The organism is Cellulophaga baltica (genome assembly GCF_018861125.1).
In the GTDB taxonomy this organism is placed as follows: Bacteria; Bacteroidota; Bacteroidia; order Flavobacteriales; family Flavobacteriaceae; genus Cellulophaga; species Cellulophaga baltica_A.
In genome coordinates this window covers 25,177-42,277 of record NZ_JAHKQN010000024.1, presented here as the reverse complement: position 1 = coordinate 42,277, position 17,101 = coordinate 25,177, and the positions used below count along the sequence as shown (strand labels likewise).

The 17,101-nt window shown below is 29.5% G+C and carries 10 protein-coding genes; 4 read left to right on the top strand and 6 right to left on the bottom strand.

The window, feature by feature from the left end:
- The first annotated feature begins 6 nt into the window (after positions 1-6).
- Positions 7-1,035, top strand: coding sequence for a sensor histidine kinase (locus KO500_RS12590; protein ID WP_215956904.1), 1,029 nt, complete (start codon positions 7-9; stop codon positions 1,033-1,035).
- Positions 1,036-1,038: 3 nt separating this feature from the next.
- Positions 1,039-1,764 (top strand): LytR/AlgR family response regulator transcription factor, encoded by a 726-nt coding sequence (locus KO500_RS12585; protein WP_215956903.1) that lies wholly within the window; start codon positions 1,039-1,041, stop codon positions 1,762-1,764.
- On the opposite strand, the gene KO500_RS12580 is transcribed toward KO500_RS12585, so the two are convergent.
- Both KO500_RS12580 and KO500_RS12575 read right to left on the bottom strand, forming a co-directional pair.
- The gene (locus KO500_RS12580) at positions 1,765-2,559 is read right to left on the bottom strand and encodes a gluconate 5-dehydrogenase (protein WP_215956902.1); all 795 of its coding nucleotides are present in this window, start codon (positions 2,557-2,559) and stop codon (positions 1,765-1,767) included.
- Between the two features lie 64 nt (positions 2,560-2,623).
- Positions 2,624-2,980, bottom strand: a complete 357-nt coding sequence (locus tag KO500_RS12575) for a pyruvate kinase (protein ID WP_215956901.1) — start codon at positions 2,978-2,980, stop codon at positions 2,624-2,626.
- 179 nt (positions 2,981-3,159) lie between these two features.
- On the opposite strand from KO500_RS12575, the gene galK reads away from it, so the two are divergent.
- Both galK and KO500_RS12565 read left to right on the top strand, forming a co-directional pair.
- Positions 3,160-4,311, top strand: coding sequence for a galactokinase (galK, locus tag KO500_RS12570; protein WP_215956900.1), 1,152 nt, complete (start codon positions 3,160-3,162; stop codon positions 4,309-4,311).
- Positions 4,312-4,329: 18 nt separating this feature from the next.
- The gene (locus KO500_RS12565; RefSeq protein WP_215956899.1) at positions 4,330-5,349 is read left to right on the top strand and encodes a UDP-glucose--hexose-1-phosphate uridylyltransferase; all 1,020 of its coding nucleotides are present in this window, start codon (positions 4,330-4,332) and stop codon (positions 5,347-5,349) included.
- Between the two features lie 290 nt (positions 5,350-5,639).
- Here the strand turns inward: KO500_RS12565 and KO500_RS12560 are convergent, their stop codons facing one another.
- The 4 genes from KO500_RS12560 to ppk1 all read right to left on the bottom strand — a co-directional run bounded on the left by KO500_RS12560 (position 5,640) and on the right by ppk1 (position 16,677).
- Positions 5,640-6,458 carry an SDR family NAD(P)-dependent oxidoreductase gene (locus KO500_RS12560; RefSeq protein ID WP_215956898.1) on the bottom strand — a complete coding sequence of 273 codons (819 nt, stop codon included), beginning with the start codon at positions 6,456-6,458 and terminating at the stop codon, positions 5,640-5,642.
- Positions 6,459-7,202: 744 nt separating this feature from the next.
- Positions 7,203-9,512, bottom strand: coding sequence for a BamA/TamA family outer membrane protein (locus tag KO500_RS12555; protein WP_215956897.1), 2,310 nt, complete (start codon positions 9,510-9,512; stop codon positions 7,203-7,205).
- 40 nt (positions 9,513-9,552) lie between these two features.
- Positions 9,553-14,544, bottom strand: a complete 4,992-nt coding sequence (locus KO500_RS12550; protein WP_215956896.1) for a translocation/assembly module TamB domain-containing protein — start codon at positions 14,542-14,544, stop codon at positions 9,553-9,555.
- Positions 14,545-14,679: 135 nt separating this feature from the next.
- Complete coding sequence (gene ppk1 / locus KO500_RS12545; RefSeq protein WP_215956895.1) at positions 14,680-16,677, bottom strand: polyphosphate kinase 1; 1,998 nt, start codon at positions 16,675-16,677, stop codon at positions 14,680-14,682.
- Between the last annotated feature and the right edge of the window lie 424 nt (positions 16,678-17,101).

Below are 17,101 nucleotides of genomic sequence, written 5' to 3'. Positions count from 1 at the left end.
GTATAAATGCTAATAAAAAAAACTAACATATGGCAAACACTTATCCACATATTTTTATGGATTTTGTTTTACGGTTTGTTATTGTATCCGTTTGTTAGTGAAGGTAGACTTGTTCCTCCTGATTTATATTTAAGACTTTTTTTAGCTACCATTTTTTTCTATTTTAATTATTACTATTTAATACCTAAGGTTCTATTAAAAAAGAAAACTTGGTTATACATAACTATTGTTGTTCTATTAATTGGAAGTTTTATTATTTTAATGGACATTATTGCGAAAAACTTTTTTGCAGATTTTAATCATTTACTTCCTGACAATACCTATAGTGTAGAACAACGTGAATTTAGAAAAATTTTTATGTCTGCTATTACTTTGGGTATTCCTTTTATAGTGAGTTCTCTTTTACGTATTTATATAGAATGGAATAAAAATGAAGATTTACGTAAAGTAATTGAAAACGAAAAAGTAAATTCAGAATTACAGTTTTTAAAAACACAGTTAAATCCACATTTTTTATTTAATTCATTAAATGCAATTTATTCACTTTCAGTTAAAAAATCAGATAAAGCTTCTGAAGCGATTATAAATTTATCTGAACTAATGCGTTATATGTTGTATGAAGCAGATAAGGATTTAGTGCTTTTAACCCGTGAAATTGAATACATTAAAAATTATGTTCAATTACAGCGTTTACGTTTGTCAGATAGTAAGAATGTTATTTTAAAAATTTCAGGAGAGCATAGTAGGGTAGCAATGCCACCTTTATTGTTTATTTCATTTATTGAAAACGCTTTTAAATACGGGACTGATTTTAAAGGTATCACTAACGTTAAGATTAATCTGACTATTTTTCCTAATGCAATTCATTTTATAATCATTAATAAAATTGGTTCTTTTAAAAAAGAAGAAGATAGTTCTGGTGTAGGGCTTCAAAATGTTAGAAATAGACTAAATTTATTGTATCCAGACTCTCATGATTTAATCGTAGAAAATGATGGAGAAAGTTATTGTGTTAGACTTACTATTAAAATTTAAGAAATGAAGTGTATTATAATTGATGACGAGCCTTTGGCGATTGATATTATTGAAGAATATTGTAGTAAGCTTGATTTTGTTGATGTTGTAGGGACTTTTACAAATCCTTTAGATGCAATTTCAGTTATAAAAGAGTCTAAAGTGGATCTTATTTTTTGTGATATTCAAATGCCACAAATTAGTGGTATAGATTTTATAACGTCATTAGATAATAGGCCTTTATTTATATTTACTACAGCCTATTCTCAATATGCCGTAGAAGGTTTTGATTTAAATGCGGTAGATTATTTAGTAAAGCCTATACCTTATCATCGTTTTATAAAAGCAGTTTCTAGAGCTAAGGAATTTTTATCTAAAAAAGATAAACCTATGGAGGGTAATGTATTTCCTTCTATTGGAGAAATTAGTGAACCCAAAAAATTCATTTTTGTTAAAGCAGAATACGAGAGTATTAAAATAAACTTAGACGAAATTGAATACATTCAAGGTTTAAAAGACTATTTAAAAATTCACATCTTAAATACCAATAAAACGATCTTAACATTAATGAACTTTAAAGAGATTTTAGATAAATTACCTTCAGATCAATTTTTAAGAGTTCATAAATCATATGTTGTAAATGTAAATTCAATAAAAACTGTACAACGTAATAGAATTGTAATTAACGATGTTCGTATTCCGATAGGTGATAGCCATAAAGCAGAATTTTTCTCTGCTCTTGGGTTGTAATTAATCTTCGTTAGATGGTTTACCTATAGTTGCCAATATGCCACCATCAACATAAATTACTTGTCCGTTTACAAAATTACTAGCTTCTGATGCTAAGAATATAGCAGCACCTTGTAAATCGTCAGGATCACCCCATTTACCAGCAGGAGTTCTGCCTACAATAAAATCATTAAAAGGATGTCCGTCAACACGAATAGGAGCTGTTTGTGAAGTTGCAAAATAACCAGGTCCAATTCCATTAGTTTGTATGTTATGTTTAGCCCATTCTGTAGCCATGTTTTGAGTAAGCATTTTTAAACCGCCTTTTGCGGCAGCATAAGCGCCAACTGTATTACGACCTAGTTCACTCATCATAGAGCAAATATTTATGATTTTACCGTTTTTTCGTAATATCATACCCTTTACTACATGTTTAGATACAATGAAAGGACTCACTAAATCAACATCAACAACTTGTTTGAAATCATTAACATCCATCTCTTCTAATGGTACACGTTTAATAATCCCGGCATTATTCACTAAAATATCAATAGCACCAACTTCTTTTTCAATTTTAGTGATAGCTTCTATTACTTCTTTCTCATCAGTAACATCAAATTTATACCCATAAGCTTTTATACCTTCAGACTTATAAGTTTCTAATGCTTTTTCAATTTTTTCTTGTGACGAATTTCCATTTATAATAAGAGTTGCTCCAGCTTTACCTAAGCCTTTGGCCATAGCCATACCTAAACCATGAGTACTACCTGTTACCAAAGCAATTTTTCCTGATAAATTAAATAAAGTAACACCCATTTTTTTGTAATTTTTAACCTTATGCTTTATAAAAATAACCTTTTGTGTTTTAGCAAAAAAAATATTAGTTCTTATCTTTTAAATCTTTAAACATTTTATAGATAAATTGCTTTTCTTTTAAAGAGAATTCTTTAGATTCAAACCAATCGTGAGCTCTAATTTTTTCATTTTCAATTTGTGCGTTTCTTATAGCTTGTAATGAAACCAAGTGCCAATGAACACCTCTTTGTCTTGATACAGAAAATCCAATTGACTCAGTTATATAAGAGATTTCAGGACGGTTTACTAAGCGTATTCCATTTTTTAAAACAGCTAAAGTTTTTGTAACTCTAACAACTTCAGAAAAAGAATAGCGGACAAAATCATTAAACCCATTTTGTTTTGTATTATAAACTTTATCTCCAACTTTAAGTAGTTCCATATTTTTTTCAAAAGTGTGTAAAAATAATAGCACTCGTAGGTTTATATGCTATGCATGTGCAATAAATTATTAACAATGAAAAAATAAAATATTCTATTAGTCTCTACTATTTATAATTTAGATATTTGCTACACTATTCAAGTACTATCGTATAATTTTAATTTTATAGTAGCAGTAAAATGGATAAAAAATTAATTGTAAAAGTTCAAGAAGATTTTCAAGAAAGATTTACGAATGAACCCATTTTAATTTTTTCTCCAGGTAGAATAAACTTAATAGGTGAGCATACGGATTATAATGACGGTTTTGTTTTTCCTGCAGCTATTAATAAAGGTATTTATTTAGCTATTCAGAAGAGTGATAATGGTTCATGTCAAGTTTTCGCTAATGATATGAATGAATTGTATGAGTTTAATTTAAATAGTATTTCAACAATTCAAAATGGTAATTGGCGTAATTATATTTTAGGTGTAGTTGCTGAAATTATAAAAAAAGGATTTAAGCTTGGTAATTTTGATATATTATTCTCAGGTGATATTCCTAGTGGAGCAGGCTTATCATCTTCTGCAGCGTTGGAGAATAGTGTAGTTTATGCTTTAAATGAGTTGTATAATTTGCAACTTTCAAAAAAAGAAATGATTTTAATTTCTCAAAAAGCAGAGCATAATTATGCTGCTGTAAAATGTGGAATTATGGATCAATATGCTAGTATGTTTGGTGTTGAAAATAGTGCCTTATTACTTGATTGTAGGTATATAGATTCTTCTACTTTTGAGATAGATTTTAAAGAGTATGAACTTCTTTTAATAAATTCAAACGTAAAACACGAATTGGCAGAAAGTGCATATAATGATAGGAGACAGGTTTGTGAAAATGTAGCTCAAATATTAAATGTTGATGCCTTACGAGATGCTACTATAGAAGATTTAAATCGTATTAAAAATAAACTTTCAGAAGAAGATTATCAAAAAGCTTTATATATTATAGAGGAAAATAATCGTGTTCAATTGTTTTCAAAAGCAATAGCGAAGCGTGATTTAAATACACTTGGAGAGTTACTTTATCAATCTCACAAAGGGTTGAGTTTACAATACAAAGTTAGTTGTAAAGAACTAGATTATTTAGTGGATAAAACAAAAGGGAATAATAATATTTTAGGCGCTCGTATGATGGGTGGTGGTTTTGGTGGTTGTACTATTAATTTAATTCTGAATACTGAAATACCTTTATTTAAATCATATATAGCAGATGCTTTTAAGAATGTGTTTGAAAAAGATTGTAGTTTTTACAGTGTAAAATTATCTAAAGGAACTCACTTAATAAATTTATAATAAATCAATAATTATACAATGAATACTGATTTACAAGATTATTCACATAAGCGATTTAATATACTAACGGGGGAGTGGGTTTTAGTTTCTCCACACAGAGCAAAACGCCCATGGCAAGGTCAAAAAGAGACTATATCAAACGAGAAAAGGCATAGTTACGATCCAAATTGTTATTTATGTGCTGGAAATACCAGAATCAATGGTGAAGTGAATCCTAATTATGATGATGTATTCGTTTTTACGAATGATTTTGCTGCATTGCAAAAAGACTCTAAAACATTTGAAATAGAAGATGGTTTATTTAAAGCAGAAAGCGAAAAGGGTATTTGCAAGGTAATTTGCTTTAGTCCTAATCATTCAAAAAGTTTAGCGGATATGAGTGTCTTCGCAATTGAAAAAGTGGTGCAAACATGGCAAAAAGAATACCAACTTTTAGGCGCTAATGAACATATTAATTACGTACAGATATTTGAAAACAAAGGTGCCGTAATGGGGTGTAGTAATCCGCATCCTCATGGTCAAATATGGAGTCAGTCTACTTTACCAAATGAAGTTCAAAAAAAAGACAGTCATCAACTTGAATATTATAAGAACAAAAAAACTAGTTTGTTGGGTGATTATTTAATTCAAGAGCTACAAAAACAGGAAAGAATTGTATATGAAAATGAAGATTTTTTGGTGTTGACTCCTTACTGGGCTGTTTGGCCTTTTGAGACGATGATAGCTCCAAAACAGCATTTAAAGTCAATTTCAGAATTGTCAGAAAAACAAGCTAATACATTTGCTGATGCAATTTCAAAAATAACAAAAGCTTATGATAAGTTGTTTGAGTGTTCTTTTCCATATTCAAGTGGAATTCATCAAGCGCCTACAAACAATGAATCTAACAAACATTGGCATTGGCATATGAGTTTTTACCCTCCTTTATTACGTAGTGCAACAGTGAAAAAATTTATGGTTGGGTATGAAATGTTTGGTACACCGCAACGAGACATTACCGCAGAGCAAGCTTGTGAGCGATTAAGAGCATTCCTCTAATAAAAATACCATTCAACAAAAGTTAAAATAAAAAGTTAGGTATTATTTACGAGTTAGTTATATTTGCCTATTACTAAATACGTTTTAAGGCTTTGACTAACATAAAATACGTACTGTTAACATCTGACAATAAATATGTTGTTGAATACCTCTTAAAACAGCTTATTTTAAGTGATAGCATTACAGAAGCGTTAATTTTTGAAAGTCAAGAACTTGCTGTCGGTTTTAAAAGAATGCTCATAAAAGATTGTAATCTTGTCTGCTCAATCAATACTTATATAGATTAATTTCTATCCAAAAGCAGATTCTACAGCACCACCATCAACTCTTATATTTGTTCCATTTACATAACTAGCATGTTCTGAACATAAAAATGCAATTACTGAAGCAACTTCTTCAGTTTTCCCTCTACGTTGCATAGCAATATGTGGTCTATTATTTTTTACAAACCATTGTACTGCTTCCTCAACAGTGCAATCTCTTTTTTCAGCCAATTCTTCCATCATAGCGTCAGTCATCGGCGTTTCAATAAATGCCGGTGAAATTGTATTGAATAAAATATTCTCTTTAGAATACCCTCTTGATAAACATTTTGATAAGTTTATAATTGCTGCTTTACAAGCGTTGTATGGACTTTCCTCCACATATGGTTGAAAAGCATTTTCTGAGGCAACCATTAACATTCTACCCCATTTTAATTTTTGCATTTGTGGTATAAACGCACGTGCTATACGTACAGCACCCATTAAATCAACATCAATAGTTTTAGACCAGTCGTCATCAGTTAATTCTAAAAAATCACCTGCTGCACCACGAGCACCTGCAGAGTGAAAAATTATATGCGCACCACCAAATTCTGTATCAATTTTAGATGCTAGTGCTAATACCTCGTCGTTTTTAGATATATCAGCAGGAATACCCATAACTTTAGCATTACCTGTACATTCTTTTTCTACCTGCTTAACAGCATTTTCTAAATCTTTATTTCCTTCTCTATCAGATAAAACGATATTTACGCCTTCACGGGCTAAAAATTTTGCTGATTCTAAACCAATACCAGAATCACCTCCAGTGATTAAAGCTGTTTTTCCTTTTATATTTAAATCCATAGTATATTTTTTTATGATTCAAAATTATAGAATGAATACAGCTTGGTTTAACTCAATAAGAAAAAAGGATACTTCTATTGATTTTCATTTTATAATAGAAATATATTATAGGTATTAAACAATTGCTATGAATTTTAAGCTCATTTAAATTGTAAATATTTTTTAGTAAAATTTAAATTCTTCTCTTCGTTTTATTAAATATTCTAGTGTATTCAGGAAGTGCGTAGCTTCATAAAAAATACTGTAATAGAACTGCTTGATAAAGAAATTTACGAGACTCCTAATATACGTTAGGAGCCTTTAAAGGATCAAGGAAATATAAAGGCGATTTTTATGGAACTTTAGGTTGTAAATGAAAATAAACAAGAGTATTTACCTACTTAGCAATTATAAAGAAGTTCCTGAAATTTATGCTTTTGCTGATTGTTATTTAAGATGTAGCAAATTTAATATTGGAAAAATTGTTCAAAAACTAATTAGCTTAAACTCTAGTTTGAGCTATTTATCAGAAAGACTACAGTTAAGGCGACTGTACATTATCTAAGAGAAAAATTAACTTAAAAAAAAATGAGAAACAGTTTAATAAATTATATTGGAAATATTTGCCTTTAAATGTAAATACGAAAATCAATAGTATATTGATGTGATTGCAAAATGATCTTGTCTCGTATAATGTTAATTTAACTGATAGTCAGTGTTTTATTGTTTTCACAGAATTAATAGTTGTCAATAAATGATGCTTTTTTAAAAAGGATACCCTATTGCAAAATTGAACATTAAATTATCATCTCCACCATCAAAAAATGGAATTCTACTACGTTCACCTTCATCATAATATGGTACTCTAAACGGGGAAGCTAAATCTAAACGAATAACAAAACTTTGTATATCTACTCTTAATCCGAAACCTACACCAGCACCCAGTTCTTTGGCCCAATTACTACTAAATTTACCTTTACTACTTAATTCTTCAAGAAAAGCAATATCATCTTCGTCATCATCTTCTGATATATCTACATCATAAGTAAGCCAGATATTACCGACATCAGCAAAAAGAGCACCTTTCAAGTAGGGAACAATTGGGAAACGATATTCTAAGTTTGCTTCTAATTTTAAATTACCAGATTGGTCGTAATACGAACTAGTATCATCATCTTCTGTAAAAAAAGTACCAGGACCTAATGATCTAATTTGAAATGCTCGAACACTATATGCGCCACCAGAGAAAAACTGTTTAGCATAAGGTAATGTACTTGAGTTACCGTAAGGTACTCCCAAGCCTCCATACGCACGAGCAATAAAAGTGTTGTCATTTTTCCATCTGTGATAAAACCTAAAGTCTGCATCTATTTTTGCGTATTGTGCATAGTCTAAACCAAAAGCCTTATCATTACCACCACTTAAAAGGTTTAAAGCATTACCAGCTATATCAAAATTGGTAGAGAAATAAATTGGGTTTGTTTTACCTTCATCAACCAACTCATTAAAAGTAAATTTATAGGTAAGTCCTGCAATAAATTGCTGTTCAAAACTGCTTTCTAAATATGAGTTTTCATCTAATATCTCTTCAAATTCTTCAGTAGTATCACTTAAGCTTACATAATTAATACTTATAGGGTTGAGCTCATGATATACATATTTATTTTCATTCCATAAGTAACCAAAAGTGCTTGAGAGTGAAGTTAAAGTATATAAGTCAGTTCTATTTAAAAACTCAAAACCTAAGCTAATTTTAGTTTTAGGAACATTGTCTTTAAACAAACTTGGAGAAAAAGGCACTAACCTAGGGAAAACTAAATCTGTTGTTAAACCACCACCAATACTAGTATTATTATTGCTGCCTGATAATTGCATTTCATAAGAGAAATTACCCGTAATACTCAATGTTTCACCACCACCCAAAACATTCCTGTTACTGTATGAAAGAGACACTCCTGGACCTGTAAACCCATTTGATTTAGTTAAGCCTTGTAATTCAATTCGAGCAGATCTTTTTGTTAATGGTGATAGAAAAATGTCCATATCTAACGAACCAATTTCATCTAAAGCAGCCGCAGTATCTTTTTCTTTAAATTGAATGTTTACGTATTTGTAACTTCCTATTGATGAGAATCTATTACTTGTAAGTTTGGCAGTATTCGCATTATATTTTTCTCCTTTCTTAAAAAGAATATAAGGCTCTAATCTTTTCGGTTTAAAAAATTCGTTTTCCTGAATAAAATTTATTCCATTTACAACTGTATTTTCAGTAACGGCGGTAGTATCTTCAACGGTATATTTAGGGTAAACAGTAATTGAATCAATTGTGTAGGGTATAGTTGATTTTTTTGGAGTACTGTTTTTTAAACGAAGTAATAAATCAAATTTTGGGGTTTTGTATTTATTAGTGTCAGCTTCAAAAATTAAGAAATCTGAATTAAAATTATAATATCCTTTTTGTTTTAATTGATTGTCAATGCGTTCTCGTTCGTATTTTAATAAAGCCAAATCAAATCTACTACCAGACTTAATTGGTGTTTTTTCTAAAATTTGTCTAATTTCAGAATAGATAAGAAGTGAATCATTTTTAAGCTCTAATTTTTCTAAGCGATAAGGTTCAGGTAGTTTCGCTGTATATTCAATGCTTCCGTATTTAGGAGTAGTAGTTATTTCAGAATTTACGTTACTATAGAAAAAACCTCTGTTTTCTAATCGGTTTCGCATTAATTCTTGAACACGTGGCGGATTAATTTCAGATAAATATACAGGTTCTTCTCCGAATTTTTTATTCAACCATTTATTTAAAAAACCAGGCTTTTCTTGCTGTGCCTTATAATGATAATATAAACCTAAACGAATGCCCAAGAATTTAGAATTTGGTTGTGTTGGTATTAAATATTGTAGCTCTTCTTTAATTTTTGTTGTTTTTAAAGTGTCTTCTTCCGCTTCAAGATTTATTGAAGCGCCCGTATAAAAAACTTCTCCTTCAGGTAGGTATTTTGATACACCACAAGAGTAAGCACCCAATAATAAGAATAGGCCTGCGATATAATTATATTTAAAATATTTTTTCAATTTATATGTTTTATAAGATAATCAATTTAAAATTAGATGATTATTCATTATTATCTTCAGTATCACTTTTATCTTTGTATTGTTCTTTTTTATCTTCTTTTAAGGGGTTAAATAACTCACTAAAACTATTGAATTCTTTGTTAAAAATTAAAGCGACTCCTGTAATAATTAGTTGCCCGTCAATAATGTTTTCATATTCATTTTTGCGAAAACCTTTTAAACGATACCTACCATCTTCAGATAATAAATATTCTAAACTCACATTACCTATTATGGGTGTTTCCTCATCTTCAGTTTGTGCACTACCTTCTACGTCAACGGTACTGCCTGCGGTAACAATTAATCTATTGTTAAATAATTTTTTCTGTGCATTTATGTTTAGTTGTGTTCTATCTTCAGGGTTATCACCTGTGTAATCGGTATAACTGTCAAAATCAAAACCTAATTGAAAACCAGAGTTACCCAATAACTTATCTGAAAAGGTATTTAATTGGCTTGATAAAACTTTGCTCACATTACTACGTGCTATTGTTGCGGTACCGCCACTACTACCATCACTGCCTGAACTTGGGAAGAAACGGTTTAATGTTAATAGTGAAAAAACTTGTTTGTTTAATTCTGATTCTTGTTCATTTAGCTGTTGCACTTGTTCGTAAACTGTGCCACTAATTGCGCTTTGGTCTTCTTCAGCCATATCTAAGCTAAAAGATATTTCAGGAGCTAGTATTTCTCCTTCAACATTTAAATACACCATAAATGAAAGCACTTGCTGGTATTTACTCGATACACTCGAATCTTCACTAGATGTTAAACTACTCATTAAATTAGTGGCCGATGCATCAACATTATAAATTGCCGTAACATCAAGGTCAGCATCCGTTGGACTACCATTCCAGGTAATCGTACTTCCTTCTTTAATTGAGAATTTGCGTTTTACTACATTGTATAAAATAGTCTCATAATGGCCTTTATTTAATTCATAACGACCAGATAAACTCATTGTTCCAACAGCATTCATACCAAAATTTAAATCAGCCTCACCGGATACTTGAAGATTATCACCCGTTTTTTTATCAATAATGACATTAAAAACGGCATTATTATCAACTTGTAGAATAGTGTTTACCTTGTATCCTTTTAATATTGATGATGATTCTTCTTCCTCTTTTCGGGTAAGTATTGCATCAGGATTTTTTTGGTTTACAAATATTACAACTCCATCACGCTCTTCAATATCTAGTTGTGATTCAGGAACCACATAAGTAATATCAGTAAGTTCACCAATTTTAAATTTGCCAGTAACAATTGGCAGGTTTAAATCGCCTTTAACCAGAATATCAGCATCCATACTTGCTTTACCATAAAATAATTCATTGTCTTCTTCAGTAGAATTCATGACTTGAAAAGCATTTGCATTTAAGCTTAAATTGAATGTAGGGTTTGTAATATCAGCAGTTTTTATAGTTCCATCAACAGAAAAGCTATTATTGTTGTTGTCGTTAATTGTAAAATTATTTAAATACAATCCTGAGTTATCAACTTTTAAATTTTTATTTGAAATTTTGAAAACAGAATTTAATTCCGAGATTTTAAATTTGGTGTCATTGAAAGCAAAATTTCCTTCATAAATTGGATCTGTTGTAGTGCCACTTAAACTTACATTTCCAGAAATAGAACCGGAAGTGTCAGTAACAGCATTATCTGTAAAAGATTCTAATACTTTTAAGCCTAATTTGTTAAGCGCTAAATCTAAATTTAATTTGGCGCCAGTAGCATCAGCTGTATAATCACCAGTTAGGTCCAAATCAATATTACCATCTTTTAAGGCCATATCAAAGTTATAACCAGTGTTACTAACAGAATTGGCTTTTAGGTTTAAGTTCCCTAAAGGTGTTTGTAAAGCATTTAGCTTATTGATACTAAAATCAGCAATAATACCTGTTGCCCCAAAAGGATTTTCTACTACAAAACTACCATCAACCAAACCAGATGCTAGCGCTTCTTCTGGATTTAATAAACTAAGGAAAGTCTGCAGTTTAAAATTATTAAATTCAACACCAAAGTGTTCTTTATCAATTCCTTCAATAGCGTTACTTAAAGTTAGTTCTTGGGTGTTATTAGAGAAAGTTACATTATTAAAATCTAGAATATTTTCTCCAATGTAAATATTATTGTCTTCATATATATTCCATTGTTTCTTATTAAAAATTAGTTCTGATGGGTTAATATGCAGTTTAGTGGTATCTTTTGCTAATATTAGTTCTGATGCTATGTGCAATAGTTTCTGATCATCATCATACGATGTAAAATCTAGGTCCATTGCATTATTTTTTAAAACTCCTTCAAAAACTGTTTTCTTAATTAAAATAGGATCGGAGGAAAGACTATTTAAACTAGCTATAAAATTTAAATCATTTGCACTACCATTAACACTTACTTGCAAGCTATCAACCGAACTGCCATTATACATTGCAGATGGTAAAATCAACGATGCATTCAGGTTTTTAGTTATAGAATTGAAATCAGCTGAAATTGAAATTGTATCTAAACGCTCTACATCTCTTAAGAATACTTCAGTTAGGATAGGAGTAGGCCTTAGTTTAAAATCCATATTTAAAACAATAGGATTTGTCGTTTCATTTTCCACGATAGAATCTGAAAAATAATATTTAAATTGTTGTTGTAGTGCGGTATTAAGTTTATTAATAGAACTATTAGCTTTTAAATTACCATTTAAGAATCTACTACTAACTTCAAATTTGGTACTACTAGTATCAATTTTGCTGGCCAAATTTAATTCGCCCATTCGGTACTGTTCATTATTTAATACCGCTATAGTTTCTTTAATTGTAGCATTTAATGTGAAGTCATCGGCATTCCCACTAAATTCTGTATTTAGTTGCGAAGCAATTTTAATATTTTCATTTGTAACTCCTAAAGCATATAAATCTGCACCAATAATATTTAAATTTAATTTTATAGCAGAAGCAGTAGAATCAAGATTAATATTGGTGTCTGCATTAAGGTTTAAGTTTTTGTCTTTAAAATTTAGATTTATAGCTCCTTTTCCATTTACAATTTCACCATCTAATTTTAAGTTTGAAAAGTCATATTTTTTAAATTCTAACTGTCTAAAATCTGTAGCTAATTTTGCATTTAAAGTATTTACACTTGATCCACTTCCTGAAACATCCATAGTAAATGAAAGAGCGCCTAGTTGATCATTTTTAAGTAATTTGTTTAATTGAAGCGAGTCTATTTTTAAATTTCCACCAAAGGCAATTTGATTTGTATTTTTAAAATTGCCTGTGATTTTTGCAGTTCCTTCAGGTATTTTCACTTGTATTTCTCCAGTAGCATCAGTAGCTGTTCCACTAGCAATAGCATTTAAATTTATTGTGTTAGGTACTGAAACACCTAAGTCTTCTTCATGAATAAAATTTAAGATATCTTTTCGGTTTGATGTGGCTTTGATAGTTTTAAAATTAAAAGATAAAGAGTCCGGTTGCGTTAAATTACCTAGCTCACCTTGTGCTAAAACTTGTGTGTTTTCACCCCAATTAATAATTAAATCGGGTATTTGAACAGCCTTTAAACTTCCTGAAGCTGTTACATTTCCCGTAATATTATTTTCAGCTGTTTTAGCTATATTTTCATTGTTCTTTAAATCGGGTTGAAAAATAAAAGCATCGGAAATATTTATAGCAAACTTTGGCAGTTCAATATTAAAAAAAGAATTTTCAGGTGCATCAATTAACTGCTGGAGAGCATTGTATTTAAGAGAAGCTTTACCATAAAGCTCACTATTATTTGTTTTTAGTTTTAAGTCTGTAATTGTAGCTTCTGTATCTTCTAAATTAGCATTAAAAGCAAAATCTTTTAACATGAATCCGCTTTTTTCTTTAAAAGAAAAAGTTTCTAATGAAAGTGCAGCTTTCCCTGCTTCATAAGATAGGTCAGAAGTTTTTAAGTTAAAGTTAGAAATTTCAATAGCATTTGCATTGAATGTACCTACTTCAGCTGGTGTGTTTCCTGCTTGGTAATTAAGATTATTATTCTCAAAGTTTAACTCATTAAGTGTAAATTTATATGCTGGCCACTCAAAAGGTGAAGTGGTTTCGGTTGCTATAGAATCATTGGTAATTGTAGCGGGTGCTTCAGCTTTAAAACTAATGTTGGAATTGTTTAAGGCTAATCTATCAATCTCAAAAGTATTAGTTTCTAAATCTGCTTTATTTAACTGTAAATTGAAATTTCCAATTGTAACATTAGCAATTTGTTTATCAATTACTGAGTTGTAATCTGCTTTTACATTTTTAAATTCTACATCACCAATTTCTATATAAGGCAGTTGTGTGGTAGTGGTATCTTCGGTGGTAATAAAAGGTTTTGTTTGTTTGTAATTGATAGTTGTATTTTGTAATTCAATATCATCAATTACATAGCGCATTTTTTCAAGATCAAGCTCATCAAAAACTACCTCAAACGTACCCAATTTAACGGCACTTTCAATTCCTAAAAAATCATCTTTATAGGTAATATCAAAATCACTTAAAATTATATCACCAATTGAAAGGTTTAATGGTTCACTTTCTGTAGTAGTTGGTACGGTATCTTGTGTAGCAAATGCATTCACTAAAAAACTAAAATTAAAATCTTCCGTACCTTCTTCTCTAGTAACATTAGCTTTCAAGCCTTCCCAGGTTAATGAATTTAAACTAACGCTAGTACCGGTAATTATTGGCATAAAAGGTACATTAGCTTCTAAAGTCTTTGAATAAACTAATGTGTCACCTTTTGTATCTTCAAGATAAAGACCTTCTAAATATAGATTCCCTGAAAATGTAACGAAGAGTTTATCAATTCGTATTTCAGTATTTGTTTTGTCAGAAACGTACTTTATAACTTTGGTTACAATGATATCTTGCCCCCACTGACTTCTTATAAATAAAATAATACCTATAAATAGTAATAGTAAAACTGCAAAAATCCTTAAAACTCGCCTAAAAATGCGTTTTTGTTTCTTCTTCATTTCAACCAACAAATATCTGCTATTTCAAATTAAGTAATGTGCTTTACTCAACACTAAATTAACCCAATAGCATGTAACCTAAGTAGTCTGACGTTATATTTTTGATACAATTTTAGGTTGACATTCTTTTATAAACTAAAGTAAGCTCCTGTAAATTATGTGTTGTGAACTTTCTGAGGCTTTAATTGTAGTATTAATATAAGTGTTCGTTTGCAAATGATCAATTATTCGAGCTTTGGCATTATCGTTTAATTGAATTTCTAACTGGTTTTTAATTTGTTGAAATATAGTAGCATCTAAAATTGGAGTAATAACCTCAATTCTATAATCAAGATTTCTAGTCATCCAATCAGCAGAACCAAAATATAATTTTTCTTGCCCACCATTTGCGAAAATATATACTCTACTATGTTCTAAAAAACGATCGACAATACTGGTCACAAAAATATGCTCACTTTGGTTTTTAATACCAGGAACCAAGCAACAAATACCCCTCACTAATAAGCGAATTTTTACACCAGCATTGTTGGCTTTATATAAAAGTTGAATCATTTTATCATCTTGTAGACTGTTTAATTTTAAAACGATATAAGCCTCCTTGCCTGATTTTGAATTTTCGATTTCATTTTCAACAAGTTTTGTAAAAGTGCTTCGTGTTGTAAATGGAGACACCAATAAGTGTTTAGTTTTAGGAATAATTAAATTACCTTCTAAAACTTGAAAAACCTGAGCTATTTCTGAAGTAATCTTAGGGTTTGCAGTCATCAAACCAAAATCAGTATATATTTTAGATGTTTTTTCATTAAAATTACCACTCCCGATATATGCATAACTTTTTAAAGTGTCATTTTCTATTTTTTCAATGTAAAATATTTTTGAATGTACTTTTATACCAGCATAACTATATTTTACATTTGCACCATTATCTTGCAATAATTTACCCCATTTTATGTTGTTTTGTTCATCAAAACGAGCTTTAGTTTCTATAAAAACAAAAACTTCTTTACCATTTTTAATAGCTTTTAAAATAGCTTTTGATACTGATGAATCTGTCGCAACACGATATAGTGTAATTTTAATTTTAGTTACAGTTTTATCTGTCGCTGCAGTTTCTAATAAGGTAATTACGTCATTAAATGATTCGTAGGGGAAACTTAATAATTGGTCTTTTTGCTCAATAACTTCAAAAACAGAAGATTTATTTGTAAAACGCTCATTTTTAATAGGAGGTAAGTTTTTAAAATACAATACATCATTTTCTACCTCAGGAAAAGCAAATAAGTCTTTAAAATTATGATAACGCCCACCTTTTACTAAATCAGTCTCATTAATATCTAATGTTTTTTCCAATTTGGAGATTAAATCATTAGGCATTAATTGATCAATTAATGCCCTAGTCACTTGACCTGTTTCTCTGTTAGGTAATGCATTTTTTATTTTTTCAAGTAAATCTCCAGAATATTCACTGTCAATATAGAGTCCTGCATCTCTTGAAATTTTAAGGGCATAAAATTCAGATTCAAAATTTTCTTTTAAGGCAAAACGTAGCACATCGTCGATAAAAATGAAGTTGTTTTCACCTTTTTTATTAGGTATTTCAACAAAACGAGAAATATCTTCTATAATTTTCAAACCTATTAAATCTCCTTTAGTACTAGAGCCTACAAGATATAGCACCTCATTTTCAAGCGTTTTAAAATCTTCATTTTTTATTATTTTAAACTGGTGCTTAATACTTTCATAATATGCTATTATAAAACTTATTTGTTGACTATCTAAATCTTCAATTTTAAGCAAATGAATGTTATGTTTTGCTAGTTCAGGTAAAATCTCATTAAAAAAGATAGCTCCGAATTCTTCTTGTTGCTTATTTACCTGTGATTTAATTTTAGAGAGTAATTTGTTAGGCTTTGTAATTAGTTTTTTACGTAAAGGTTTATCTAACTCTTTTATTTTTCGAATATCAGACACTCGAACTTTGAAAAACTCATCTAAGTTTGATGAGAAAATAGCCAAAAACTTAAGTCTTTCATATAGCGGATTTCTAATATCACTAGCTTCTTGTAATACCCGGTGATTAAAACGTAACCAAGATAAATCTCTATTAAAAAACTCTTTTGTATTTATAGCCATAGTAAAAGTGAAATTTTAAAAATAAATACCCTAAAAAATTAAGTTTAATTTTCACAAGATATAATTAAAAATGAATAACATATGTTACTAAATCTTAAAGAATCTGTAGAGGTTTAATTTTGTCATTATTAAATCCAGGATATTATACCAATTTCAAATTAATATGATAATGGAATTATGAAAATAAGGGGGCTAAAAATATTGTTTATCTAAAATTGGCTGTCATAATTTAAATTGATGAAAATGTTTAATTATACAAAATTGATATTTTTCAACATTTATTTCAAGATTGTTGAAAAGTTTTGTGTCCATTATAATATAATTAATTTCTAGTTAATATAATTTATAAATATGTAATTTTTGATTTTATAATTTGTTTTTAGTAATCTGTATTCCAGTTAATTATATAAATTTTTGGTTGTGT